Genomic DNA, 25,119 nt, shown 5'->3' with positions numbered 1-25,119 from the left:
ATGTGAAAGGGGATTCACAAAGCGATTCGCCTGTGTCATTGTGCACGGGCACCGCACGCAAAGATGCGGGCACCAGAGGCAGAAAGAGCAGTCATGAAATCGCGCAGGCGCCCCGCATTCGGTGTGTTGATCTATTTCGCCATAGCCTTCGGGCTGGGGGCCTATTTCACATTCGCGGCCGTACAGGGCGATTACGGCGTGTTCCGCCGCGCCGAGATCGAATCGGGCGAGGCGGAATTGCGCGAACAGCTGGCCGTGCTGGATGCCAAGGTCGCGCGGATGGAGAACCTGACGCGGCGGTTGTCGGACACGTATCTGGATCTCGACCTCTTGGACCAGCAGGCGCGTGAGGTGCTAGGGATGCTGCGGGCCGACGAGATCGTGATCCGCTGAGCCCCGCCCTGCCCCGGTTTCCGGCCGGTGTTTCCGGAAATTTCAGGCAAGCGGAAGATCGTGGCGGATCGAGCCAGGCACGAGCGCATGGGTTTCCTTCGTGGCGCCGGTGATTTCCAGCACGCCCCCTGGTGGCGGCTGCCCTGGCTCGGCGCGAGCGACGCGCATGGTGCAGGTCACATCCTCTGCCCTGAGCGAGAGTGACGCCCACGCGGCGCCTTCGATCCAGACCCAGTCGTAATCTCCGGTGACGTGCATCCCATCGACGCTGAACGCGATCCTCGGCGGGCCGGTGGGCGCGCCGAGGTAGACCCCGTAGACCAGGCCCGGCTGCAGGCTGACGCACAGCGTCTCGCCGGTCTCGGCGAGCCGCGCCAGCAAAACGATGTGTTCGTCCGGTCCGCAGGGCGGGTCAACGCAGTCGGGGCTTGCGGAGGATGGGCACATGATGTCACCTTCGATATCGCCGGTGCGCTGCACGGCCCCGGTCGAGTGCTGGACGTGTCCAAAGCGTAGGCTAGGTGGTTGGACACGAGCAAGTGAGCATGCGGGAACGGCACCCGACCGCCCGCGTGCGGGAACGGCAAGGAGAGGAGAGCAAGAAATGAGTGCGCAACTGTTGGCGGCCCTGATCGTCTCGCCCTTCGCGCTGGCCTTCGTATGTGCCGGGTACCACGAGTATTCGCGCTACAAATCCGAGGGCCGCGCGACTTATGGGCTGGCCTATGACGAGGAAAGCGGCACGACCCACGTGACCGGGATCGGCGACGATGATGAGGCCTATGATCCCGAAGACTTCGATCCGAACGGGTACAGGGATCCCGATATCAAGGACGACGGGCAAGCCTGACCCGGTTTTCCGGACCAGAGACGCGGCCAAACATGCTGCGTCTGACGCTGCGTCAAAAACCCTCTCGAAAAATCGGAGCGAGTCCTGTATAAGATAGTTTAACGCTAAACTATTCTTTTCAGCACAGGAGCCCGCCCGCATGGCTGCCAGGAAAACGACAAAGAAACCAAACGTTTCCGCCGACGAGTTGAAGAAGTACTACCGCGACATGTTGCTGGTCCGTCGATTCGAGGAAAAGGCCGGCCAGCTGTATGGCATGGGCCTGATCGGCGGGTTCTGCCACCTCTACATCGGGCAGGAAGCGGTGGTCGTCGGGCTGGAAGCCACTGCCGAAGAAGGCGACAAACGGATCACGACCTATCGCGACCATGGCCACATGCTGGCCTGCGGGATGGACCCCGATGGCGTGATGGCCGAGCTGACGGGCCGCGAGGGCGGCTATTCCAAAGGCAAGGGCGGCTCGATGCACATGTTCAGCCGCGAGAAGGATTTCTACGGCGGGCACGGCATCGTGGGCGCGAACGTGCCGCTGGGCGCGGGGCTTGCATTGGCCGACCAGTACAAGGGCAACGGGCGCGTGACCTTCACCTATTTCGGCGACGGGGCCGCAAACCAGGGCCAGGTCTATGAGACGTTCAACATGGCCGCACTGTGGAAGCTGCCGGTGGTTTTCGTCATTGAAAACAACCAGTACGCCATGGGCACGTCACAGAAACGCTCGACCTCGACCCCCGACATCTACACCCGTGGTGCGGCGTTCGGCATTCCGGGCGAGGCGGTGGACGGCATGGACGTTCTGGCCGTCAAGGAAGCGGGCGAAAAGGCCGTGGCCCACTGCCGCAAAGGCGACGGGCCTTATATCCTGGAAGTGAAGACCTATCGCTATCGCGGGCATTCCATGTCGGACCCGGCCAAGTACCGCACGCGCGAGGAAGTGCAGAAGATGCGCGACGAGAAGGACTGTATCGAGCATGTGCGCGAGCTGCTGCTGGAGGGCAAGCACGCCAGCGAGGAAGACCTCAAGGCGATCGACAAGGAAATCAAGGACGTGGTGAACAAGTCCGCCGAGTTCGCCAAGGAAAGCGCCGAGCCGGACGTGTCCGAGCTGTGGACCGATATCTACGTGGAAGCCTGAGCGGCGGAGGGTGCAGCACATGCCGCATTTTGAAATTCACGCGACGGACGTGGAACGGGCCAAGGCTTTCTACGGTGGCCTGTTCGGCTGGAGCTTCGTCCCGATGCCGGGGGCAGAGGATGTCGCGTATCATCTGATCGAAGGCGACGGCATCGGTATGAACGAGACGCTGACCGGCGGGATGATGCGCAGGGTCGCAGACGCACCGGCACCGGGCAGTCCGATCCGGGGCGGAACCATGACATTCGACGTCGAGAACTGCGACGACAGCTACCAATGGGCGCTTTCGCATGGCGGGGCCGAAGCGCTGCCGCCCCAGGATTACCCCGGGATCGGCAGATGCGCCTATGTCGAGGACGGAGAAGGAAATGTTGTCGGGATGATTGCGCCGACCGAGGGAGAAAACTGAGATGCCAACGGAAATTCTGATGCCCGCCCTGTCGCCCACCATGGAAGAGGGCACGCTGGCCAAGTGGCTGGTCAAGAAAGGCGACACGGTCAACTCGGGCGACATCATGGCCGAGATCGAGACCGACAAGGCGACGATGGAGTTCGAAGCCGTCGACGAGGGCACCATAGGCAAGATCCTGATTGAGGAAGGCACCGAAGGGGTGAAGGTGAACACGCCCATCGCGGTGCTGCTGGAAGAAGGCGAGAGCGCGGACGATATCGGCGAGACGTCGTCGGGCGGTGGTGACTCCTCCGCCAAGGAGGACGATGAGAGCGGCGACGACGAGAGCCGGGCGAAATCCGAACCGGTCGCGGCCTCGCCCGCGGCCCCCGTGCCGCAGCCCGACGCCAGCCCCGACTGGCCCGAGGGCACCGAGATGCAGAAGATGACCGTGCGTGAGGCGATCAACGCGGCCATGGCCGAGGAGATGCGCAACGACGAGAACGTCTTCATCATGGGCGAGGAGGTGGCCGAGTACCAGGGCGCCTACAAGATCACCCAAGGTCTGCTGGACGAGTTCGGCGCCAAGCGCGTGATCGACACGCCCATCACCGAGCACGGATTTGCCGGGATCGGCGTGGGCGCGGCCTGGGGCGGGCTGAAGCCCATCGTGGAATTCATGACCTGGAACTTCGCCATGCAGGCGATCGACCAGATCATCAACTCGGCCGCCAAGACAAACTACATGTCCGGCGGGCAGTTGGGCTGTTCCATCGTGTTCCGCGGGCCCAATGGTGCCGCCGCGCGGGTGGCCGCCCAGCACAGCCAAGACTATGCCGCGTGGTATTCGCACGTACCGGGCCTGAAGGTGGTACAGCCCTACTCTGCCGCCGATGCCAAGGGCCTGCTGAAAAGCGCCATTCGCGACCCCAACCCGGTGATTTTCCTGGAAAACGAGATCCTGTATGGGCGCAGCTTCGAGGTGCCGGTGCTCGACGATTTCACCATCCCCTTCGGCAAGGCACGCATTGCGCGGCCCGGGGACGACGTGACCATTGTCAGCTTCGGCATCGGCATGACCTATGCGCTGGAGGCCGCCGACAAGCTGGCCGAGGACGGCGTGAGCGCCGAGGTGATCGACCTGCGCACGCTGCGTCCGCTGGATTATGACACGGTGCTGGCCAGCGTGATGAAGACCAACCGCTGCGTCACGGTCGAGGAAGGTTTCCCGGTGGCCAGCATGGGCAACCATCTGAGTGCCGTGATCATGGAGCGGGCGTTCGACTACCTGGATGCGCCGGTTATCAACTGCACGGGCAAGGACGTGCCCATGCCCTATGCCGCGAACCTTGAAAAGCGGGCGCTGACCTCGACCAAGGAAGTAATCGAGGCCGTCAACAAAGTGACCTACCGGTAAGGAGAGAGCGCGATGCCCACGGAAATACTGATGCCCGCCCTTTCCCCGACGATGGAGGAAGGCACGCTGGCGAAATGGCTGGTCAAGGAAGGCGACACGGTGAATTCCGGCGACCTGCTGGCCGAGATCGAGACCGACAAGGCGACGATGGAGTTCGAGGCAGTCGACGAAGGCACCATCGGCAAGATCCTGATCGAGGAAGGCACCGAAGGGGTCAAGGTGAACACCGCGATTGCCGTGCTGCTGGAGGAAGGCGAGAGTGCGGATGATATCGGCGACATGAGCGCCTCCGGCGGCTCTGACGGAGGCGACGACAAGGCCGAGGCCAAGGACGACAAGCAGAAGGCGGCCCCGAAGAAGGAGGCCGAGGCCGGCAAACCCGAAAGCGGCGACGTGCCCCCTGCCCCTGCGGCGCCCGTGAAAGACGGCGAGCGCATCTTCGCCTCGCCCCTGGCACGCCGGATCGCCAAGCAGAAGGGCATCGACCTGACCGAGTTGAAAGGCTCGGGTCCGCATGGGCGGATCGTCAAGGCGGATGTGGAAAGTGCCAAACCCGGTGCGGCGAAGCCTGCCGAGGAGAAAGCGGCGGGAGGTCCCGCATCAAGTGCGGGACAGGCCGCCCCTGCCCCTGCGGGTCCCAGTACCGATGCGGTCGTGGCGATGTACAAGAACCGCGAGTTCGAGGAAGTCAAACTCGACGGGATGCGCAAGACGATCGCCGCGCGCCTGACCGAGGCCAAGCAGACGATCCCGCATTTCTATCTGCGGCGGGAAATCCAGCTGGATGCGCTGCTGAAGTTCCGCGGGCAGCTGAACAAGCAGTTGGAAGGCCGCGGCGTCAAGCTGTCGGTCAACGACTTCATCATCAAGGCCTGCGCGCTGGCGCTGCAGGCGGTGCCCGATTGCAACGCGGTCTGGGCCGGGGACCGGGTGTTGAAGCTGAAGCCGTCGGACGTGGCGGTGGCAGTGGCGATTGAGGGCGGGCTCTTCACGCCTGTCCTGAAGGACGCCGAGATGAAGTCGCTGTCGGCCCTGTCGGCGGAGATGAAGGACCTGGCCGCCCGCGCGCGCGAGCGCAAGCTGTCGCCCGAGGAATACCAGGGCGGGACCTTCGCGATTTCCAACCTCGGCATGTTCGGGATCGACAATTTCGACGCGGTGATCAACCCGCCGCATGGCGCGATCCTGGCCGTGGGCGCGGGTGTGAAAAAGCCGGTCGTGGGCGCGGATGGCGAACTGACGGTGGCGACGGTGATGTCGGTGACGCTGAGCGTGGATCACCGGGTGATCGACGGGGCGCTTGGCGCGGAGCTGTTGGCGCAGATCACAGAGAACCTGGAGAACCCGATGGTGATGCTGGCCTGAGGGCCACGGTCGTCAAGGAATGCAGGCCGGGGATTTCCCCGGCCTTTTTCATATGGGCTGGTGGGTTTGAAACCCACCCTACGGTTTCGCGTCATGCTCCCGCGCGGGCCGATCAGAACGAGACGGCGGTGCCTTCCTTCTTGGCCTTCTGCGCTTTCTTCCAGGCGAAAACCTTGCTGCGCTCGGTCCAGTCGTAGCGGCCATCCTCGCGCACGAGGCCCCAGTAGAGCTCGCCCGCACCGCGCCACGGATCGAGTACCAGGCTGTTTTCCATCGAGTCGCCGCGGCGGCCCAGGATGGTGGTGCTGTGTTCCAGCCGGATGCTGTCGTAATTGGCGATGGCCCGGTGAATTTCCAGCGTCTTGAAGTTCTCGCGCTGCAGGCGGGCGTCCATGTCATGCGCCCAGTGCCAGCAGAGACCGCGCGGCTTGGTACCGAAATTCACCCGCGTGTTGTGGGCGAGCGCGCCGCTGTCGATCTCGTATTCGACGACCAGCTGCGCGACATAGGTATAGGCCACGTAGGCGGCGCGCCCGGCCTCTTCGGGGTCGACGCCGGGGCCGAGATCGAGAAACGCCTGCTTCAGCGCGGCGATATTGGCCGCCTCGCGCTGTGCGGCGGCCTGGTAGAACGCCTTGTCGAAGCTGTGGCCATAGCGCGCCAGCTGCGCCGAGCGTTGCCATACCGCGTCGGGCATGGAAATGGCCTCGGCCAGCACAGCGGGCGGCAGGCTCATGTTGTCGGTCGCGTTGCGCGAGGAGGCGAAGGACGAACCGCCGTCGTCGGGCACATCGGTGCAGGCGCCTAGAAGGACCGCGAAGGCCAGGGGCAGAAAGCTGATGGTCTTTGATATCATGGAGCGACACCTCCCGTGGGCAGACAGGCCCGTTTTCGATCTCTTTGGCGGGGTATCTACTGTCCGGTCGTGCGGATGTCGACAGAGTGCACCATGCGATGCGGCACCGAGGCCCCTTTTGTGCGTCTCTTTTGCATCACGCCGGTGCAGATGCCCTTTTTTTGAGTTCTGCGCGCCGGGTGGCGACACATCTTCACCTATTACACAAAAGGACGGCAAGTTGTTCCTTCACACCGGGAATTCCACGCGTTGGCGCTGATCTGCCGGCGGACGGGACGGGGCGGACTCGGGCGTTGCAAGCCGGCCTTTCCGCTGTCGAGGGCCGGAGGCATGTGTCGCGGCGTGATGCGCGGTATCACTCATTGCCCGTTGCGCGCGTCGCTGGCGGGATTTTCACAATGAGTGCAACGGTTTCCAAGAGGTCCATGCGGCTGGGAACGGCGCAACAGCCCCTGCGCGCGATATGCCCGCCCGCGCCGCTTGACCTCACGAAAAACAGCGGCGCACCGGGCGCCGCTGTCGGATCAAGAGTCATAATGGTCCTGCGCAGGCCCGCCTTAGCGCACGCCCAGGAGCTGATCCATGGCCACGGAGGGCTGATCGCAGCCCGCCTCGCCCACGATCTTGGCCGGAACGCCCGCGACGGTCTTGCAGGGCGGCACTTCCTGCAACACCACGGAACCGGCGGCGATGCGGCTGCAATGGCCGACCTTGATGTTGCCCAGAACCTTGGCCCCAGCCCCAATGAGGACGCCATCGCCGATCTTGGGATGGCGGTCTTCCTCTTCCTTGCCGGTACCGCCAAGCGTGACGGAGTGCAGCATCGAGACGTTGTCGCCCACCACCGCCGTCTCACCGATGACGATTGAGTGGGCGTGGTCGATCATGATGCCCTTGCCGATACGTGCGGCGGGGTGAATGTCGACGCCGAAGACCTCAGAGCAGCGCATCTGGAAGAAGCGCGCCATATCGCGGCGGTCGGTCCGCCACAGCCAGTTCGCCACGCGGTAGGCCTGGATCGCCTGGAATCCCTTGAAGAACAGCATCGGCAGGATGAAACGGTCGCAGGCCGGGTCGCGATCGTAGACGGCGACGATATCGGCGCGCGCGGCCTGCCCCAGTTCGGGATCATCGGCATAGGCCATGTCGCAGATCTCGCGCAACAGTTGCTCGGGCATCTCTTCCGCGCCCAGCTTCATCGAGGTGCGATAGGCCAGCGCGGCCTCGATCGTCTTGTGGTGCAGGATCGAGGAATGGATCAACCCGCCCAGAAGCGGCTCGTCCTTGATCGCGGCTGTCGCCTCGGTGTTGATCCGGGCCCAGACCGGGTCAAGCTCTGCCAGCTTTGCATGTGTTTCGGCCATGTGCATGCTCCTTGGTGCGCCTATCGGTTATACCAGATATGCTCGATCCGTAAAATGCAAAGGCGTCATGGGTGGGTTCACGAAAATGAATGAAGCAGAGCGACAGGATTTCCGGGCGCTGATCGAGACCCGGCTGGCGGAGTTGAGCGAGGAGGACGCCCGCGGCGCGGCGGGCAAGGCGACGGTGCAACTGGACCAGCAATCGGTGGGTCGTCTGAGCCGGATGGATGCCTTGCAGAACCAGGCGATGGCAAAGGCTACGGATGCGCGGCGCGCAGGCGAGCGGGCGCGGCTAGTGGCGGCCCTCGCCCGGATGGACGAGGGCGAGTTCGGCACTTGCGAGGATTGCGGCGAGGAGATCGCCCCGGGCCGGCTGCGTCTCGACCCCTCCGCGACGCGCTGCGTGGACTGCGCGCGAGGCTGAAGTCGCCGCGTTAGCCGGGCACTGTCAGGCGGGCAAAGCGCCCAGATCCGAAGCGGGCCGACACCTGGGCCACATGCAACTCGTAAGAGCCGCTCAGCGCGTCGGCGGCCTGCGCGGCGGCGCTGTAGGTCCAGCTTGGCGCCGCGACGGTGACCTCGCGGATCACCGCGCCTGCCTGGACCACGCGCACGACATATTCTTCCTTTTCCTCGCCCAGCGGCACCTCGGGGATATCCCAGCGGTCGCCGTCGATCCGCGTGCGGCGGATCCAGTTGAGCGACAGGTCGCCCTCCTGCCCGGGCGCGAGCCGCAGGTGCACCGGGGACAGCGGGCGCAGGCCCAGCCCGTCGAAGGCCAGCCGCACAGCGCTGAAGCTGGGATCGTCCACCGGGCGCCCCGGGGGGCCGATCCGGTAGTAGCGCGCCAGCCCGCGCTTGGCCTCGGCCAGGTCGATCTGCTCGGCGGTGCCATCGAGGCGCACGAGGTAGCTGCCCTCCGGCCAGGGCGCGGCGCGCTCGGTGCCCACCTGCCCGCGCAGACGGTGCCGCAGAAGGTAGGTGTCTGTGTCCACCAGTTCGGCCTCGCGGAACTGGATCAGCTCCCACCCGTCCGGCGTTCCGTCGCCAATGGCACAGAGGTTGCCGCCGTTCAGCAGCGCCAGGTCGCTGATGCTTTGCAGCGTGCCCGCCAGCATCCGCACCTGGAGGTCCGGACCCCGGTCGATGCGGCCCGGATCCGCGGGAAACAGCGGTGTTTCGAGCACGCCCACGGGAGTGCGGGCCGTGACCAGTGAATTCAGAGAGTAATTCGCGTCCTCGTCCGACGCGTAGAGCGCCACCGACCCCGGCCAGGGCCGGGCCGTGACCGCGAGGTGCGGTGCGTGCGGCACCTCTTCGCCCGTCAGCAGCGGCAGATCGAGGAAGAACGGCGCGACCGGGGACGGTGGCACGAAGGGGCGCAGGGTGACGGCCTCGTCCTCGAACTCGGCCGGGCGGTAGCTTTCGGGTTCGATCCGCACCGCTTCGAGTTTCTGCGCGGCGGCCATCTGGTCGATCCGGTCGATGCGAAAGAGACCGCGCCCCTGTCCTTCGGGCAAGGCGATGACATCGCCCGCGCCGGTGTCCAGCTGCGACGGCGGCAAGGTCAGCTGGACCGTGTCTGTGGCCACGCGCGCCTCGGACAGCCAGCGTTCCACCGTCTGGCGCCCTTCGGCGCGGGTCATGGCCAGAGGAAATTCCGAGGTCGAGACAAAGTGGGTGGCGTCGTCGGGCAGGATCGCCTCCTCGGCGATGACTTCGAAATCGCCGTCAGCCTCGACGAACCGCAGGCGGACGCGGCCCGCCAGTTCCACGGTGCTTCCGCGGGTTTCCTCCAGCACGCCGTCACGCTCGGGGTCGCGGACCAGCGTGTCGAGGTCGATCAGCCGGTCGCTCTGCCCGTCGCGCATCACGAAATGCAGGCGCCCGTCGCGGTCCACCGCGTCGACGCCATAGCGCAGCATCAAGGGTTGCAGGGCGCTGCGGGCCTCGGACACCTGATCGACAGTATAGCCGCGCACCAGACCGTGGGCGCGGGAGGTGTCGCAATTTTCCAGCCCGGTACGCAGGCAGATCTCGTCGATCACCGACGCCAACGTGCGCGCGGAGACGCGCCCGTTCAGCCAATGGCCCCGCGTATAGTTCTCGCCATCGCTCCAGAGGTCGCGGTTGTTGGGGAAATAGGGATAGGGCCGCATGTCCCAGGCCCAGGCATAGGCGTGATCCATGTCCAGCATCGCGCCGTCGTAGACATCCGATTGCGGATTGTTGTCGGGGTCGTTCCAGTAGCCAAGGCAGGCGCGCAGGTATTGCTGCTGAATCAGCTCGTCGCGCCGCCCGTCCGAGAAATGCGGCAGGGTGGATTCAGAGGATTTCGGGTCGAGGAACTTGTTGGGCTGGTTGGTGCCCTTGTCCACGGCGGCACAGCCGTATTCGTCCACCCAGGCGCCGTCGAACTGCGGCCCGCGCAGGCTTTCCGGGTCGTGGGCCGAGAACACCTGTGCGGTGGCGCCATTGGGCCAGATCAGCCGTTTGCGCGTGGCCTGCCAGACCGGGCGGCGGTCGGGGGGCGAACAGGCCAGGATGCCGCTTTCGCCAAAGATCATCACGTCGCGGACCTGGTCGATGGTTTCGCCCACCAGCGCCAGGCGATGGCAATGCCCGGCATCCAGCGGGCGCGCGCCCTCGACCTGGCTGCGTACCCATTCGGCGCCCGCCCGCGTCTTGCCCGCGCCACGCCCGCCCAGGATGACCCAAGCGCGCCAGTCGCCTTTGGGCGGGCGCTGGTGGTCCATCGCCCAGAAATCGAACAGGTAGGGCAGCGACAGGATCTCGCCGTCACTCAGGCTGTCCAGAAACTCTTTCTGCGTCTCGGGCCCTGCGGAGACGAGCCAGTCGACATCCGATGCTTTCGCGGGCTTCATCGAGGTCGAGGGCATAGGCACCGGCGACGCCACGCTCTTTTTCTCTTCGTTTTTCAAGTTGTGTCTCCGCTTCTATCGCGATCCTCAGCCACTGCCGGATCTCCGACGTGGCGCGTGTGGCGTCTCTCAGGTCCTCGAACCTCCCTTCCCTGATCTGGGAATGGATCGCCTCCAGATCCGCGCGCATGTCCGCCAGCTGCGCCTCGAGCGCATCTATGGACAGCGTCACGTTGGAAGGGGTCCGATCGTGCGTGATCAGTGGCATGCGGGCCGGCACCTCGAAGTTCTTGCATCGCGGAAGAAGTGTCTCTCAAAGCAAACAGGCGACCGATGGTCATGCCACGGGTCGCCTGCAGTTTCAGAGATCTCGGTTAAACAGTCGTCGCAGCACCGTGCGGTGCAGCGCCTTCCGCCAGCTTCGGCCTACTGGTTGGCGCGCTCTGCCTCCAGCGCGCGATAGGCCGCGACGTTGCGGTTATGCTCTTCCAGCGTTTCCGCGAACAGGTGGCCGTCGCGGGGGTCCAGCGTACGGGCCACGAAGAACACGTAATCCGTGTCTTCCGGGTTCACCGCCGCCTCGATGCTGGCGCGGCCGGGATTGGCGATGGGCGTGGGTGGCAACCCGTCGATGACATAGGTGTTATAGGGCGTCTCGGCGCGCAGCTCGCTCTGGCGCAGGCCGCGGCCCAGCACGCCCTCGCCATTCGTGATGCCATAGATCACGGTGGGGTCGGTCTGCAGGCGCATCCCTTGCAGAAGGCGGTTGGTGAAGACGCTGGCGACCTGCCCGCGCTCGGTGGGCACGCCGGTTTCCTTTTCGATGATCGAGGCAAGGATCAGCGCTTCTTCGGGGGTCTCGACGGCGATATCCGACGCCCGGTTCTGCCAGGCTTCGGTCAGGATCAGGTCCTGCGCCTCGCGCATCCGGGTCAGGACGCTCTCGCGGGTGTCACCCACGCTGAACTCGTAACTGTTCGGCGCAAGGCTGCCCTCGGGCGGCACCCCCGCCACCTCTCCGTCCAGCGCGTCGACCGCCCCCAGCGCGTTCACCACCTGCCAGCTTGTCACCCCTTCGGCGACGGCAACCCGGTAGCGGGTGTCGGCCTGCTCACGCACCTCGCTGAACTCGGCGGGCGGCGTCACGTCCTCGGCCTGCGGATCGAAGGCCGCGACCTCGACAAAGCGGTTCGTGGCCGGGTCCAGTTCGCGAACCTCGACCTCGCTGGCGTTGACGCCGATCCGGTACACCACCTCGGTGCCACAGGTGCTGGCCCCGCCGCGGGTTACGATATCGGCGATCTCGTCCATGCTGGACCCTTCGGGAATCAGCCAGCTTCCGGCTTTCAGCAACTGGGTCTTTTCACCGTAATCCGTACCGATGCGAAAAATCCGCTCACTGGTGATCGCGCCCTGCGCGGCCAGATCCGTGGACACGGCCCTCATGGAACTGCCGCGCGGCACCTGCAGGCAGATGGGATCTTCCAGCGGGCCGGTGGCCTCGTACTGGTTCTGCCCCCACAGGATGACCCCGCCCAGCAGGAAGATCACCACCACCAGGAAGGTCAGGAAGTTCGACGCGATATGCCGCCACATCAGCGCACGGCCCCCAGGCAAAGACAGGCATTGGTGCCGCCGAAGCCGAAGCTGTTGGAAATCGCCACCTTGATCTCGCGCTCATGCTTGGCGTTGGGCGCCAGGTTCAGCGGGGTGTCCACCGCTGGGGTGTCCAGGTTGATCGTGGGCGGTGCCACCTGGTCACGGATTGCGAGGATCGAGAAGATGCCCTCGATCGCCCCCGCCGCGCCCAGAAGGTGCCCGGTCGAGGATTTGGTCGAACTCATCGTCGCCGTCGAGGCCGCGTCGCCCAACAGTTTCTCCACCGCCTTCAACTCGATCGTGTCGGCCATTGTGCTGGTGCCGTGGGCGTTGATGTAATCCACGTCGCCAGGCTCGATCCCGGCATTGCGCAGCGCGCCCTGCATGGCGCGGAACCCGCCATCGCCATCCTCGGCGGGTGCCGTGATGTGGTAGGCATCGCCCGACAGGCCATAACCCAGCACCTCGGCATAGATCTTGGCGCCACGGGCCTTGGCGTGCTCGTATTCCTCCAGCACCACCATGCCGGCGCCCTCACCCATCACGAACCCGTCGCGATCCGCATCATACGGCCGGCTGGCCGCCTGCGGGTCATCTGCGCGTTTCGTCGACAGCGCCTTGCAGGCGTTGAAACCCGCGATCCCGATCTCGCAAATCGCCGCCTCGGCGCCGCCCGCGATCATCACGTCGGCATCGCCATGCTGGATAAGCCGCGACGCGTCACCGATGGCGTGCGCGCCTGTGGAACAGGCCGTCACCACCGCATGGTTCGGCCCCTTGAAGCCATAGCGGATGCTGACCTGGCCGCTGATCAGGTTAATCAGCGCGCCGGGAATGAAGAACGGCGACACCCGCCGCACACCGCGGTCGCGAATGAGCAGCGTCGTTTCCTCGATCGAGCGCAGCCCGCCGATGCCGGACCCGATCATCACACCGGTGCGCAGGCGGCTTTCCTCGTCCTCGGGCAGCCAGTCCGCATCGCGCACCGCCTGTTCCGCCGCCGCCACGCCGTAAAGGATGAAATCATCCACCTTCCGGCGCTCTTTCGGCTCCATGTAATTGTCCGAGTTGAACGTGCCGTCGCTGCCATCGCCTAGCGGCACTTCGCAGGCGTATTTCGTGGCCACGTTCACAGGGTCGAACCGCGTGATGGTGCCCGCCCCGGACTTGCCATCCAGAATGCGGCGCCAGCTTTCCTCCACGCCAGATGCCAGCGGGGTCACAAGACCCAGACCTGTCACGACCACTCGACGCATGATACCTGCCCTCTTGTCCTACCTTCGTCGGTGTCCATACCGCGCCTTGGCCACCGGGGGCAAGGCCAACGACAAGGGGGCGCGGCCTTCCGCGCCCCCTTTTTCGAACCCGAACTTCGGCTTACTGGAACGCGGCGACCGGCTCGCGCTCGCCCTGCGCCACCTCCAGCGCCTCTTTCAGCGACACGTCGCGCGACAGAAGCGCCCGGCCGATCATCGTGCCCGAGATGTTGGGCACGTATTTCAGGCGCGACACGTCATCGACGCTGCGCACCGTGCCACGGGCGATGACGGAGTGCCGGGTCAGCCCGGCAAGCCCGCTGATCACCCCCAGCGTGCCGTCGCTGTCCTCGATATCGGCGTCGATATCGGTCAGGATGATACCCGCCAGCGGCGCGTCGTCGAACGCCGCGATATAGCTTTCGGGCGTGAACGCGCTTTTCGTGCGCCACCCTTCCGTCATGACCGAGCCCTGGAAGATATCGACAGCCAGCACGATCTGGTCGGGGTGGAACTTTGCCAGTTCGCGCAGCGTGTCCGGGTCATAGGCGGCCATGGTGCCGACGACGATCCGGCCCGCGCCCTTGTCGATCCATTTCGTGACGCTGTCGCGCGACCGGAAACCGCCGCCCACCTGCACCGGAATGCCGACCGTGCGAATGATCTGCTCGATCAGCGCGCTGTTGTCGCCTTCCCCCGCAAGGGCGTCGATGTCGGTGACGTGCATCCACGACGTCCCCGCCGCCACGAAGGATTTCGCGGTCTCGACAGGGTCGACATGCCAGATGACGGGTTCTTCGAGACGACCGCGCGTCAGCGACACGCATTTGCCTTTGTGCAGTTCGATGGTGGGGTAGATGATCATGCGTCAGTCACCTTCTGATTCGGGCGGGTGCCGCCTGGTGTACAGGCTCCGGCCCTGTTTAGACCGGCGGCCCGTGCACGCTGGTCTCAAATCGGCATGATACAGTCTGTTCCCGAAGTTTTCTAACGCGCAAACGAAAAGACCCCGCCATCGCGGCGGGGCCTTTCCGGAAATCTGTCGCGCGTCGCGGCTTACGACGCTTCCTTGATGAACTTCACCGCGTCGCCGAAGGTCTGGATGTTCTCGGCCGCGTCATCGGGGATCTCGATGCCGAATTCCTCTTCGAACGCCATGACCAGTTCGACCGTGTCCAGGCTGTCCGCGCCCAGATCGTCAATGAAAGAGGCGTTCTCGGTGACCTTGTCCTCTTCGACGCCCAGGTGTTCCACCACGATCTTCTTCACGCGGTCTGCGATATCGCTCATGTTTCGTTCCTCATCTTCAGCCGGGTCATTCGCCCGTTTTATGTGCCCCCGCCCGACCGGACAAGCGGCTAAGTATGCCCCTGTATCGGGCGGCTTGCATGACCCGTATAACGGGCATTTGCGGAGTAATACAGTATTACCCCAGCGTAAACTGCGCCGCCTATAGCATATGCGGCGCGATTGGCAAATGGATTCCCCTGCCCTTGTTTCTTTACGGCGCGGCGGCGCGTCAGAGCATCGCCATGCCGCCGTTCACGTGCAGCGTGGCCCCCGTGACATACCCCGCCTCCGGGCTGGCAAGATAGAGGACGGCCGCGGCGATTTCCTCGGGCGTGCCCATGCGGGCGGCGGGAATCTGCGCGTTGATCTTGTCCTTCTGATCGTCGCTCAGCTTCTCGGTCATCGCCGTCGCGATAAAGCCCGGCGCGACCGCGTTGGCGGTGATCCCGCGGCTGGCCACCTCATAGGCGATGGACTTGGTCATGCCCACCATCCCGGCCTTGGAGGCGGCATAGTTCACCTGCCCCGGGTTGCCCGTCGCGCCCACGATCGAACTGATGTTGATGATCCGCCCCCAGCGCGCCTTCATCATCGGGCGCATCACGCCCCGGCAGAGGCGCATGGTGGCGGTCAGGTTCACATCGATCACGCTCTGCCACTCTTCGTCCGACATCCGCATGAAGATCTGGTCGCGGGTGATCCCCGCGTTGTTCACCAGGATATCGACGCTGCCCATGGCCTCGGCGGCCTGTTTCGGCAGCGCATCGACGGCCTCCGGGTCGCTCAGGTTGCAAGGCAGCACATGCGCCCGCTCGCCCAGCTCGCCCGCCAGCGCCTCCAGCGGCTCGACCCGCGTGCCCGACAGGCCCACCGTCGCGCCCGCGCCGTGCAATGCCTTGGCAATCTCTCCGCCGATGCCCCCGGATGCGCCGGTCACCAGCGCCGTCTTTCCCGTCAGGTCGAACATCTCTCTTGATCCCTTTCGTCTGGTGCCAAATTTCTTTCAGAAGAAATTTGACAAGAAAATCCCATTTTCTTGGTCCCGGCTCAGCCGGCCATGGACTCGGCAGCCGCTCTCACATCCTCGGGCGTGCCCACCGCGCGCGTGTCAATGTCGCGGTTGATCCGGCGCACCATGCCAATGAGCGCCTTGCCCGCGCCGATCTCCCAGACTTGGGTGATGCCATGCGCGCCCATATACTCGACCGACTCGCGCCAGCGCACCGATCCCGTCACCTGCTTGACCAAGAGTTCCCGGATCTGTGCCGGGTCCTCAACCGCACTGGCCGTCACGTTGGCGACCACCGGCACGCGCGGCGCCTTGATCGTTACCTCCGAAAGCGCGGCGGCCATCGCATCGGCGGCAGGCGCCATCAGCGCGGAATGAAAGGGCGCACTGACCGGCAGCAGCATGGCGCGCTTGGCGCCCTTCTCCTTGGCCAGCTCCACCGCCTTTTCCACGGCGGCGGCATGGCCCGAGACCACCACCTGCGCCGGGTCGTTGTCGTTGGCCGCCTGCACCACGCCGCCACTCGCGGCGGCGGCCTCGGCCACCTCGCTCACGGTGGCGAAATCCAGCCCCAGGATCGCGGCCATCGCGCCCTCGCCCACCGGCACGGCGGCCTGCATCGCCTGACCGCGCGTGCGCAAAAGACGCGCGCAATCGCTCACGCTCAGCGCCCCGGCAGCGGCCAGCGCGGAATATTCGCCCAGCGAATGCCCCGCCACCAGCGAGGCGACCTCGATGCCGACGCCTTCAGCCTCCAGCGCGCGCACCGCCGCCAGCGATGTGGCCATCAGCGCCGGCTGCGCGTTCTGCGTCAGGGTCAGGGTCTCCTGATCGCCCTCCCAGATCAGCGCGCTCAGCTTTTCGCCCAGTGCCTCGTCGACCTCGTCGAACACCGTCCTTGCCGCCGGATAGGCGTCGGCCAGCGCCTTGCCCATTCCGACCGCCTGCGCACCCTGCCCAGGAAATACGAATGCTTTGCTCATGGTCCCTTGCCCTCCCGTTCAATGCCCTCCGATAGCGTGACGCGCCGGGCGGTGCAATGTCGCGGGCCGAAAAACCGCCCCATCCGCACGTCCACTGTGCGCAGGCAATCATTGCCCCGGCCCCGCGCTCGGCTAGATTGCAGCCGAAAGTTTCCGACATAGCAGAGCCATCACCATGCCCCTCGCCAATGCGCACGACCGTTACGGTGCCGTCACCAAGACCTTCCACTGGCTGACCGCGCTGCTGATTCTCTCGGCCATCCCGCTCGGTCTTTTCGCCAACGACCTCGCCCACGCGGTCCGCAACCCGGACATCGCCACCACCGACGCGGACGTCTCGCGCGCGGCCTTCCTGTTCTCGCTGCACAAGACAATCGGCGTCACGGTCTTCTTCGTGGCCCTGCTGCGCATCCTCTGGGCGATGGGCCAGGCCAAGCCCGGCCTGCTGAACGGCGACAAGCCGGTCGAGGCACGGGCCGCCGAAACAGTGCACTGGCTCCTCTACGGCTCTTTGGTGGCCGTGCCGCTGACCGGCTGGATCCACCATGCTGCCACCACCGGCTTTGCGCCCATCTGGTGGCCGTTCGGGCAATCCCTGCCCTTCGTGCCCAAGGATGACAGCCTGGCCCATACCTTCGCCTCCCTGCACCATATTCTGAACTGGGTGCTGTGGATCAGTCTCGCCGCCCATGTCGCCGGGGCGCTGAAGCATCATGTGATCGACCGCGACGCCACCCTGCGCCGGATGCTGCCGGGTCGCACCACGGCGGAGCCGACGGTGCGTCAGCCCGGGCATGTCCTTCCCGCCGTCGCCGCGCTGGTGATCTGGGCCGCCGCCCTGGGCATGGGGAGCGCATTGGGCTATTTCTCGCACGAAACCGAACCCGCTCAGAGCGCCGAGGCCGACACCGCCGAACCGGCCGCCGAGACCGTCAGCGCAGAGACCGAAAGCGCCGACGCCACCGCCCCAGCCGTGACCGCCGAAAACGCCTGGACCGTCACCGACGGAACTCTCGGCCTGACAGTGGTTCAAATGGGCTCCGAGGTGACGGGCCAATTCGAGGACTGGACCGCCGACATCGTCTATGACGAGACCGCCGACAGCGAAGGCAGGCACGGCACCGTCGACGTGACGGTGACCATCGCCTCGCTCACGCTGGGCTCGGTGACCAGCGACGCCAAGGGCTCTGACTATCTCGCCGCCGAAGACCATCCCACTGCCACCTTCTCTGCCGACATTGTCTCGCGCGAGGCCGGGCATGTCGCCCCCGGCACGCTAACGATCAAGGGCAATTCCGTTCCCGTCGAAATGCCTTTTGAGCTCACCATCGACGGCGACACCGCCACCGCCTCGGGCGGGCTGACCGTGGACCGGCGCGATTTCGGGGTCGGCGGACAAAGTGAGGGCAATGTCGGCGCCTCCGTCGATATCCGGTTCGAGCTGACCGCCGAACGCTAGGGCAAGTCACTCCCCGTCCCGGGCTTGACCCCGGACCTCCCTCGCCTCCTGCAAGCATGAAAAAGACCCGCATCCTCGGATGCGGGCCTTTGTCTTGCCGGATATCGGCTTTGGCTTATTCCGCCTTCTCGGCCTCGATCGAGATCATCACCTGAACCTCGTCGCTGACCGCCGGCGCGGCATAGTCCAGCCCGTAATCCGAGCGCATCAGCGTGGTCGTGGCATCGAACCCCGCCCATTGCTTTTCCTGCATCGGGTGCGCATCGGCCTTGTTCAATTCAGCGTCCAGCACGACCGATTTGGTCACGCCATTCATCGTCAGGTCGCCTGTGATCTCGGCGGTCGTGTCGCCGGTCAACTCGATGCCGGTCGAGGTAAACGTGATCATGTCTCCCTCTTCGGCCCCGAAAAAGTCATCGCCCATGAAATGCTCCAGCCGCTTTTCCCAGCCGGTATACATCGACATCACCGGAATCGAGACCGAGACGCTGGAATTCGCCGGGTCTTCCTGGTCGAACATGATCTCGCCCTCGAACCCCGTAAAGACGTTGTAGGTGGTCGAAAAGCCCAGGTGCTCGTAGGTGAACACCACCTGGCTATGGCTGGGGTCCAGGTTGTATTGCTCCGGCGCGGCCAGTGCGGCGGTGCCGAGGCCCGCGAGGGCCATCGAGGTGGCGAATGCGATGGATTTCATGAAGTGCTCCTTCCGTGGTGCGTTGAATATCCCGACGGAAGATGATGCATTTGACGCATCACGCAAGGCGCAAGAATTGAACATTTCGTGTGGAACGATGAACAGCCCCGCCCGGCGCGGGCGGGCCCAGTGTCAGCTGGAGCGCGGCATCGCGCTGCGGATGGCGCTGGCCTCCTCGTCCGAGCCGAGCGGCATTTCCAGCACCAGAACGCCGGACGCATCGCGGGCCCGCAGCTTGCGCCGGTTGACGGAAAGTTCCTGCAGCGCGTCGATGTCGTGGCAGGTCTTCAGGGTCGAACGGCCCTTGGCGTCGTATTCATAGATCCGCAGCTGGCGCTTCACCGGGTCGATCTGCACCTCCGGCCCGGGCGCGTCACGGTTCAGGCTATTGAACAGGATCAGCCCCCCCAGCAGCATCACGACCGAGGCGAAAAGCTTGATCAGTTGCATCGCCGCGTCTTCCGACGGCATCAGCCAAAGCCCGGCCGCCGACATGCATAGCGCCGCTCCGGCACAGGCGGTCAGCGCCCGGCGCGCCGCGCCTTGGGGTGCGTCGGCCACCGCGCTGTCCTCTGCGGTTTTCGTGCTCTGAAAGCGCGCGTCGATTGCATGTGTCATCGGTCTGTCCTAACCCGGTTCCGCATTGAGACCAGACTGCGCAGCAATCACGACCAAAATGGGGCAGACCCTCGTCTGCATCTGGGCAGAGCGCGGGCAATTTCAGGGCCTCCAACCCCCCTTGCCAAGCGCATGTATGCGTCGTATACGCCCACTTCCTTTCGCACGTATATCGAACCGCGCAGTCTCTCGTGGACGGGCCGCGAAAGGACCTCAGGCCCGCCTTTGAAATGCGCCCAGACAGAAGTGGAATTCACATGCCGCTCTACGAGCATGTTTTTATCTCGCGTCAGGACTTGTCCAACACGCAAGCCGAAGGCCTTGTCGAACATTTCAGCACCGTGATCACGGATAACGGCGGCAAGATCGTCGAATCCGAGTACTGGGGCGTCAAGACGATGGCCTACAAGATCAACAAGAACCGCAAGGGCCACTATGCCTTCCTGCGCACCGACGCCCCGTCGGAAGCCGTGCAGGAAATGGAACGCCTGATGCGCCTGCACGAGGACGTGATGCGCGTTCTGACCGTCCGGGTCGACGAACACGAGGAAGGCCCCTCGGTCCAGATGCAGAAACGTGACGAGCGTGGCGACCGCCGCGAACGTCGCCCCTGATCGGCTTGAAGAAAGGACACTAACCCATGGCTGCAAAACCGTTTTTCCGTCGCCGCAAGGTCTGCCCCTTCTCGGGCGACGATGCACCCAAGATCGACTACAAGGACACCAAGCTGCTGCAACGCTACATTTCCGAGCGTGGCAAGATCGTGCCCTCCCGTATCACCGCCGTCTCGGCCAAGAAGCAGCGTGAACTGGCCCGCGCCATCAAGCGCGCCCGCTTCCTCGCCCTGCTGCCCTACGCCGTGAAATAAGGAGAAAGACCCATGCAAGTCATCCTTCTCGAACGCGTGGCCAAGCTGGGCCAGATGGGCGATGTGGTCGAGGTGAAGCCCGGCTTCGCCCGCAACTACCTGCTGCTGCAAGGCAAGGCGCTGACCGCCTCGAAAGAGAACATCGCCTCCTTCGAAGAGCAGAAGGCACAGCTCGAGGCGCGCAATCTGGACTCCAAGAAAGAGGCCGAGGCCCTGGCGTCCCGTCTCGACGGCCAGCAGTTCATCGTGATTCGCCAGGCCTCCGATGGCGGCAACCTCTACGGCTCGGTCTCGACCCGTGACGCCGCCGCCGTCGCCACCGAAGAGGGCTACTCGGTCGACCGCAAGCAGGTCCTGATCCGTCAGCCGATCAAGACGCTGGGCCTGCATGACGTCGAGGTGCACCTGCACCCCGAGGTCGAGGCGCATATCGTCCTCAACGTCGCCCGCTCGCCTGAAGAGGCCGAGCTTCAGGCGTCTGGCCGCACCATCCAGGACGTGGCCGCCGAGGAAGAGGAAGCCGCCGATTTCGAAATCGCCGAGCTGTTCGACGACATCGGCGCCGCCGCCTCCGAAGACGACGATCTGGCCGAGGCCGTCGAGGAAGAGACCGCGTCGGACGACACCGGCTCGGACGACGAGAGTGAAGACAAGTAAGCGCAGGCATATCGCCGCGACCCGGGGCCGCCCACCGCGTGTGGGCGGCCTTTTTCTTTTGCCATCAGGCGTCGCGGAGGCGACGACAATCCGCGGACGTCATCCCGGACCCGATCCGGGATCTCCTGCCTCAAGAGGTCCCGGGTCAGCTATGCGAGACTTTTCTGCCGTTCACGACGGAGGCAATCGTCAGCCCCTGGGGTGGCGATCCGACGGCAGTTAAGAAGCACTTTATGTCTGCCAAACACATCCTCAGAATGATCGTTGCACCCAGCCTCCCCAAATCGCCAGCCCAAGGGAGGGGCTGACGATGGCCGGGCCGCTTCGCGGCTGTTAACCGGCTGGGTGCCCAACACGAATGACTCGCAAGGGCTCAGAGCAAACATTCCGCTCCGACCCGTCGCCTGGCTCAACAAAAAAGGGCCGCCCCACCGGACGGCCCTCCCCTGATCACGAATCCGGCAGACCTCAGTCTTCCAGCTTCTCGACCTCTTTCTCCAACTCGTCCTTCGACACCTCTTTCTCGGTTATCTCGGCCTCGCTGGCGATATGGTCGATGACCTTGTCCTCGAAGATCGGCGCGCGCAGTTGCTGGCGCATCTGCGGGTTCTTCTGCACGAACTCGAAGAATTCGCGCTCCTGCCCCGGATATTGCCGCGCCTGCTCCATGACGGCCTGCGTCATTTCCTGGTCGGTCACCTCGACCTCGGCCTTCTGGCCCAGGTCGGCCAGCAACAGGCCCAGACGCACGCGGCGCTCGGCCAGGACCTTGTGCTCGTCCGTCGGCTCGATCTCGGGGTGGTCATGCCCTTCGACATCCGGGTTTTCCTCGTGCCACAGCTGGTGCGCGATCTGGTTGGCTTCCGCCTCCACCATGCTCGGCGGCAGGTCAAAGCTGACCAGCCCGTCCAGTTGATCCAGGATGCCGCGCTTCATCACCGCGCGGGCCGCACCCGCGTACTCGGCTTCCAGCCGCTCGGCGATCTGTTCCTTCAGCGCATCCAAGCTCTCGGCGCCGAACTTCTCGGCCAGCGCATCGTCGATCTCGGCCGCCACGGGCTCCTTCACCGCCTTCACGGTGCAAGTGAACTCGGCATCCTTGCCCGCTAGGTGCGGCGCCTGATATTCCTCGGGGAAGCTGACCTTGACCACCTTCTCCTCGTCCACCTTCACGCCGACCAGCTGTTCCTCGAAGCCGGGGATGAAGCTGTTGGAACCGAGCGTCAGCGGGTAATCCTCCGCGCTGCCGCCCTCGAAGGCCTCGCCGTCGACACGGCCCACGAAATCGATCGTGACCTGGTCGCCATCCTTGGCCTTGGTGCCCTTTTTGCGGTCCTTGAAGTCCTGCGCGCTGGACGCCAGGTTCTGCAGCGCCTCGTCGACTTCCGCGTCACCGGCTTTCACGACCAGCCTCTCGGCCTTCACCTTGGACAGGTCCACCTCGGGGATGTCCGGCAGCGCCTCGTAGGTCATCTCGACCTCGACATCGTCGCCCGGTTTCCAGTCTTCGTTGACCATCTTGACGGCCGGCTCGGCCGCGGGGCGCTCGCCCTTGTCCTCGAAGTGCTGGCTCATGGCGCCGTCGACAGCTTCCTGCATGGCCTCGCCCATGACACGCTCGCCGAACTGCTTTTTCAGCAGTGGCAGCGGCACCTTGCCCTTGCGGAACCCTTTCATCTCGACATCGGGTTGCGCTTCTTTCAGCTTGTCCATGACCTTGTCGTCCAGCTCCTTGGCCGACAGTGTCATCTTGTAGCCGCGTTTCAGCCCTTCATTGAGCGTCTCTGTGACCTGCATGTTCGTCCTTCCATTGCAAAAAGGCCGCGGAGGCGTCCGCGGCGGTCAAAATCACTCCGGCTATCTATTGATGGTGGCTGTGGCGTGCAAGCGGAGTCTTGGCGCCTCCGCGCCAAGCCTCCGTCCCGGGCCTGACCCGGGGACCTCCCACCACCTCGCACCAACTCGTCCCGGACTTGATCCGGGACCTCCCAGCCACCTAACACCAACCCGTCCCGGACTTGATCCGGGACCTCTCACCCTCCCAAGTATTTCCGCACAATGGCGCTCACCTGCTCGGGCGGCAGGACGGGCGGCACCTGTGTCAGCACCTCGCCCGCGGGGTCCAGCAGGTAGATGAAACTGCCGTGACTGTAGATCGGCCCGTGTTCGGGATCGTCGAACAGGTGCTCGAACTCCACCCGGAACGCGTCATAGGCCACGTCCAGCGCCTCGGGCGTGCCGGTCAGGCCCAGCAAATCGTCTGACACCTTCGCCAGCGACGGCCCCATCGTCTCGACCGTGTCCAGTTCGGGGTCGATCGTCACCACCAGTGCCGCCATCTCGACGCCGTCCGCCTCCAGTTCCGCCACCGCGTCCGCCATGAGTGGCAGCGCCGCGCTGCAGATCCCCGGGCAATTGGCATAGCCGAAAAACAAGAGCTGATGCCGACCCTCGGGATCGGCCTGCGTCCGCACCCGTCCGGTGTGGTCGACCAGTTCGAACGGCCCGCCAACCTTCCACGGCAGCGCGACCGGCGCCTCCTTCAGCGCCGCCGCCAGCCGGTCGTCGGGCAAAGCCTTCGCGCCCGGCCCGTGGTCCTCGCCGTCATGGGCCTGCGCCGCAGCCGCCAGCAGAAACGTCGCGGCGGCAAGCCTGCCCCGCATCAGAACCACTCCTCGATAAAGGCCGCGTCCGCCTCCAGCCCCAGCCCCAGGTACCCGCTTTCCTCGATCATGCCGTTCACCCTCGGATCGCGCCGGAACCACGGTCCCTTCCCCCCGGCATCCGGATGCGCCTCAGCCCATTTCTTCGTCCAACTGTTGGCGGTGACCCATTCGCTTTCGCCGACCTCGCGGATCTTCTGCACAAGGTAGATATTCGTGGCCCCCAGCTCCGGGTCCTCGATCATCAGCCCGTCCACCTCGACCTCTGCACCACAGTACGGCGCTAGTTCCAGCGCCGCGCCGGTAAAGGCGGGCTGATTGTTCTTGTTCGGATAGACCAGCACCCCGTCGACCGACCGCAAGAGCCCCAGCTGCCGCTTGCCCCCGCCGCAATCCTCGGCGCAGTCGCCGGTCAATTCGCACAGCATGTCCACCACCGTCGCCTCGAACCGCGCCGGTGTCTCGGCGGCGAGGTTCCAGGTCTTCGCCTCGGAGCCGTCCGAGAAATCCTGCGCCGCCGCGGGCAGGCCCAGGCAAAGCACGGCCGTTGTCATGGCAATCCGTTTCATGGTCACACTCCTCATTCCGCCGGCTCGGGGATGGCAAAGCCCGGCACCGGGCCATAGATGTCGTGGCTCAGGTTGGTGATGCCGTGATCGGTCACCACCTCCTCGACCACCAGGTAATTCAGCCCGTCGCGCCGGTAGAGCATGCCGTCCGCCGTCACCTCGTGGCTCGCCAGCCGCAGTTGGGTGTCCCCGCTGGCCGAGGCGTCGTCGCCCTCGATCTTGAGAACCATGTAGACTTCGCCATCCTCGCCCAGGAGCCCCACGGGGATGCCCCCTGCCGAGCACCACAGCGCGCAGGTGTGATGCGCCGTGCCGACCACCGCCTCGGGCCCGCCCATGACGCCGGAATAATAGCACCAGGTGTCGATGATCTCGCCCCTGACCCCCACCCGCTCGCCCTCGGCGGCAATTGCCGAGACCGGGGCCGAACAGGCCAGCGCCACACTCACCCAAATTCGCTTCATTCCATGATCCTCCGATGACTTGATCCCTGAACACGCCGATTAGGCCCCGGGACCCGATCACGCGTCCAATCACATTTTCGGAAAGACCCGGTGATGACGCGCGCCGCGCCCGTGCGTGACGTTCATTTCAAGGGGGAATGGTGCGGGTGAAGGGACTTGAACCCCCACGCCTTGCGGCGCCAGAACCTAAATCTGGTGCGTCTACCAATTCCGCCACACCCGCATCGAGCCGGGTCTTAGCAAAGCCCGTGAAGGGATGCGAGGGGAAAGTGTCGGGCAACACGCGCTCTAAATCGTCCCCGAACCTGAACAAAAAGCGCGACATATGCGAAATGTT

Annotated in this window: 28 protein-coding genes and 1 tRNA gene; 11 read left to right on the top strand and 18 right to left on the bottom strand. The window is 64.9% G+C overall.

The features are described from left to right. Positions 1–93: 93 nt before the first annotated feature. Entirely contained in the window at positions 94–393 is a 300-nt protein-coding gene (locus ACQY4V_RS05620; protein ID WP_152492119.1) for an FtsB family cell division protein, read from the top strand. Between the two features lie 42 nt (positions 394–435). Here ACQY4V_RS05620 and ACQY4V_RS05615 read toward each other — a convergent pair whose 3' ends face one another. Continuing rightward, a complete protein-coding gene (locus tag ACQY4V_RS05615; RefSeq protein ID WP_428515895.1) occupies positions 436–840 on the bottom strand; it encodes a hypothetical protein in 405 nt (134 codons plus the stop codon). Positions 841–997: 157 nt separating this feature from the next. Here ACQY4V_RS05615 and ACQY4V_RS05610 point away from each other — a divergent pair, with 157 nt between their 5' ends. The 5 genes from ACQY4V_RS05610 to ACQY4V_RS05590 all read left to right on the top strand — a co-directional run bounded on the left by ACQY4V_RS05610 (position 998) and on the right by ACQY4V_RS05590 (position 5,551). Continuing rightward, a complete protein-coding gene (locus tag ACQY4V_RS05610; protein ID WP_428515894.1) occupies positions 998–1,243 on the top strand; it encodes a hypothetical protein in 246 nt (81 codons plus the stop codon). Positions 1,244–1,382: 139 nt separating this feature from the next. Then, positions 1,383–2,378, top strand: a complete 996-nt coding sequence (gene pdhA / locus ACQY4V_RS05605) for a pyruvate dehydrogenase (acetyl-transferring) E1 component subunit alpha (RefSeq protein ID WP_428515893.1) — start codon at positions 1,383–1,385, stop codon at positions 2,376–2,378. A 19-nt stretch (positions 2,379–2,397) separates the two neighbouring features. Next, a complete protein-coding gene (locus tag ACQY4V_RS05600) occupies positions 2,398–2,787 on the top strand; it encodes a VOC family protein (RefSeq protein ID WP_428515892.1) in 390 nt (129 codons plus the stop codon). A 1-nt stretch (position 2,788) separates the two neighbouring features. Continuing rightward, a complete protein-coding gene (locus ACQY4V_RS05595) occupies positions 2,789–4,186 on the top strand; it encodes a pyruvate dehydrogenase complex E1 component subunit beta (RefSeq protein WP_428515891.1) in 1,398 nt (465 codons plus the stop codon). 12 nt (positions 4,187–4,198) lie between these two features. Further along, the gene (locus tag ACQY4V_RS05590; protein ID WP_428515890.1) at positions 4,199–5,551 is read left to right on the top strand and encodes a pyruvate dehydrogenase complex dihydrolipoamide acetyltransferase; all 1,353 of its coding nucleotides are present in this window, start codon (positions 4,199–4,201) and stop codon (positions 5,549–5,551) included. Between the two features lie 112 nt (positions 5,552–5,663). Here the strand turns inward: ACQY4V_RS05590 and ACQY4V_RS05585 are convergent, their stop codons facing one another. Both ACQY4V_RS05585 and cysE read right to left on the bottom strand, forming a co-directional pair. Continuing rightward, the gene (locus tag ACQY4V_RS05585; protein WP_428515889.1) at positions 5,664–6,407 is read right to left on the bottom strand and encodes a hypothetical protein; all 744 of its coding nucleotides are present in this window, start codon (positions 6,405–6,407) and stop codon (positions 5,664–5,666) included. Positions 6,408–6,964: 557 nt separating this feature from the next. Continuing rightward, positions 6,965–7,771, bottom strand: coding sequence for a serine O-acetyltransferase (gene cysE, locus ACQY4V_RS05580; RefSeq protein ID WP_428515888.1), 807 nt, complete (start codon positions 7,769–7,771; stop codon positions 6,965–6,967). A gap of 85 nt (positions 7,772–7,856) precedes the next feature. Between cysE and ACQY4V_RS05575 the strand changes: the two genes are divergently transcribed. Further along, entirely contained in the window at positions 7,857–8,195 is a 339-nt protein-coding gene (locus ACQY4V_RS05575; RefSeq protein WP_428515887.1) for a TraR/DksA family transcriptional regulator, read from the top strand. 10 nt (positions 8,196–8,205) lie between these two features. Here ACQY4V_RS05575 and ACQY4V_RS05570 read toward each other — a convergent pair whose 3' ends face one another. The 8 genes from ACQY4V_RS05570 to fabD form a co-directional block, all read right to left on the bottom strand. Beyond that, on the bottom strand, positions 8,206–10,527 hold the full coding sequence (locus ACQY4V_RS05570) for a baseplate megatron protein TIM-barrel domain-containing protein (protein ID WP_428517172.1): 2,322 nt from the start codon (positions 10,525–10,527) through the stop codon (positions 8,206–8,208). Between the two features lie 43 nt (positions 10,528–10,570). Next, positions 10,571–10,921, bottom strand: coding sequence for a hypothetical protein (locus ACQY4V_RS05565; RefSeq protein WP_428515886.1), 351 nt, complete (start codon positions 10,919–10,921; stop codon positions 10,571–10,573). Between the two features lie 158 nt (positions 10,922–11,079). Then, positions 11,080–12,249, bottom strand: a complete 1,170-nt coding sequence (gene mltG, locus ACQY4V_RS05560; RefSeq protein ID WP_428515885.1) for an endolytic transglycosylase MltG — start codon at positions 12,247–12,249, stop codon at positions 11,080–11,082. After that, positions 12,249–13,508, bottom strand: a complete 1,260-nt coding sequence (gene fabF, locus ACQY4V_RS05555; RefSeq protein ID WP_428515884.1) for a beta-ketoacyl-ACP synthase II — start codon at positions 13,506–13,508, stop codon at positions 12,249–12,251. The genes mltG and fabF overlap by 1 nt, the downstream gene beginning before the upstream one ends. 121 nt (positions 13,509–13,629) lie before the next feature. Then, on the bottom strand, positions 13,630–14,373 hold the full coding sequence (locus tag ACQY4V_RS05550; protein ID WP_428515883.1) for a 1-(5-phosphoribosyl)-5-[(5-phosphoribosylamino)methylideneamino] imidazole-4-carboxamide isomerase: 744 nt from the start codon (positions 14,371–14,373) through the stop codon (positions 13,630–13,632). A 191-nt stretch (positions 14,374–14,564) separates the two neighbouring features. Continuing rightward, positions 14,565–14,798: an acyl carrier protein gene (locus ACQY4V_RS05545; protein WP_057794165.1), complete on the bottom strand. Its 234-nt coding sequence runs from the start codon at positions 14,796–14,798 to the stop codon at positions 14,565–14,567. Between the two features lie 229 nt (positions 14,799–15,027). After that, positions 15,028–15,765: a 3-oxoacyl-[acyl-carrier-protein] reductase gene (gene fabG / locus ACQY4V_RS05540; protein WP_428515882.1), complete on the bottom strand. Its 738-nt coding sequence runs from the start codon at positions 15,763–15,765 to the stop codon at positions 15,028–15,030. A gap of 80 nt (positions 15,766–15,845) precedes the next feature. Further along, the gene (gene fabD / locus ACQY4V_RS05535; RefSeq protein WP_428515881.1) at positions 15,846–16,790 is read right to left on the bottom strand and encodes an ACP S-malonyltransferase; all 945 of its coding nucleotides are present in this window, start codon (positions 16,788–16,790) and stop codon (positions 15,846–15,848) included. Between the two features lie 175 nt (positions 16,791–16,965). On the opposite strand from fabD, the gene ACQY4V_RS05530 reads away from it, so the two are divergent. After that, on the top strand, positions 16,966–18,249 hold the full coding sequence (locus ACQY4V_RS05530) for a cytochrome b/b6 domain-containing protein (RefSeq protein ID WP_428515880.1): 1,284 nt from the start codon (positions 16,966–16,968) through the stop codon (positions 18,247–18,249). A gap of 115 nt (positions 18,250–18,364) precedes the next feature. On the opposite strand, the gene ACQY4V_RS05525 is transcribed toward ACQY4V_RS05530, so the two are convergent. Both ACQY4V_RS05525 and ACQY4V_RS05520 read right to left on the bottom strand, forming a co-directional pair. Next, complete coding sequence (locus tag ACQY4V_RS05525; protein WP_428515879.1) at positions 18,365–18,943, bottom strand: YceI family protein; 579 nt, start codon at positions 18,941–18,943, stop codon at positions 18,365–18,367. 132 nt (positions 18,944–19,075) lie between these two features. Continuing rightward, a complete protein-coding gene (locus tag ACQY4V_RS05520) occupies positions 19,076–19,561 on the bottom strand; it encodes a hypothetical protein (protein ID WP_428515878.1) in 486 nt (161 codons plus the stop codon). A 257-nt stretch (positions 19,562–19,818) separates the two neighbouring features. Between ACQY4V_RS05520 and rpsF the strand changes: the two genes are divergently transcribed. The 3 genes from rpsF to rplI are packed head-to-tail and all read left to right on the top strand — an operon-like array spanning position 19,819 to position 21,086. Further along, positions 19,819–20,175, top strand: a complete 357-nt coding sequence (rpsF, locus tag ACQY4V_RS05515; RefSeq protein ID WP_152492099.1) for a 30S ribosomal protein S6 — start codon at positions 19,819–19,821, stop codon at positions 20,173–20,175. A gap of 26 nt (positions 20,176–20,201) precedes the next feature. Continuing rightward, the gene (gene rpsR, locus ACQY4V_RS05510) at positions 20,202–20,429 is read left to right on the top strand and encodes a 30S ribosomal protein S18 (protein ID WP_093029287.1); all 228 of its coding nucleotides are present in this window, start codon (positions 20,202–20,204) and stop codon (positions 20,427–20,429) included. A gap of 12 nt (positions 20,430–20,441) precedes the next feature. After that, positions 20,442–21,086, top strand: coding sequence for a 50S ribosomal protein L9 (gene rplI / locus ACQY4V_RS05505; protein WP_428515877.1), 645 nt, complete (start codon positions 20,442–20,444; stop codon positions 21,084–21,086). A 468-nt stretch (positions 21,087–21,554) separates the two neighbouring features. On the opposite strand, the gene tig is transcribed toward rplI, so the two are convergent. The 5 genes from tig to ACQY4V_RS05480 form a co-directional block, all read right to left on the bottom strand. Continuing rightward, positions 21,555–22,883, bottom strand: a complete 1,329-nt coding sequence (gene tig / locus ACQY4V_RS05500) for a trigger factor (protein ID WP_428515876.1) — start codon at positions 22,881–22,883, stop codon at positions 21,555–21,557. A gap of 236 nt (positions 22,884–23,119) precedes the next feature. Then, on the bottom strand, positions 23,120–23,749 hold the full coding sequence (locus ACQY4V_RS05495; RefSeq protein WP_428515875.1) for an SCO family protein: 630 nt from the start codon (positions 23,747–23,749) through the stop codon (positions 23,120–23,122). Beyond that, positions 23,749–24,318: a hypothetical protein gene (locus ACQY4V_RS05490; RefSeq protein ID WP_428515874.1), complete on the bottom strand. Its 570-nt coding sequence runs from the start codon at positions 24,316–24,318 to the stop codon at positions 23,749–23,751. Before ACQY4V_RS05490 ends, ACQY4V_RS05495 begins: the two co-directional genes overlap by 1 nt. 11 nt (positions 24,319–24,329) lie before the next feature. Next, positions 24,330–24,782 (bottom strand): hypothetical protein, encoded by a 453-nt coding sequence (locus ACQY4V_RS05485; protein ID WP_428515873.1) that lies wholly within the window; start codon positions 24,780–24,782, stop codon positions 24,330–24,332. 138 nt (positions 24,783–24,920) lie between these two features. After that, positions 24,921–25,005: transfer RNA gene (locus ACQY4V_RS05480), tRNA-Leu, on the bottom strand. Between the last annotated feature and the right edge of the window lie 114 nt (positions 25,006–25,119).

Source organism: Roseovarius sp., assembly GCF_965277045.1.
Lineage (GTDB): Bacteria > Pseudomonadota > Alphaproteobacteria > Rhodobacterales > Rhodobacteraceae > Roseovarius.
Note: the sequence above shows the minus strand (reverse complement) of the source record. Positions and strands in the feature narration are given on the sequence as shown.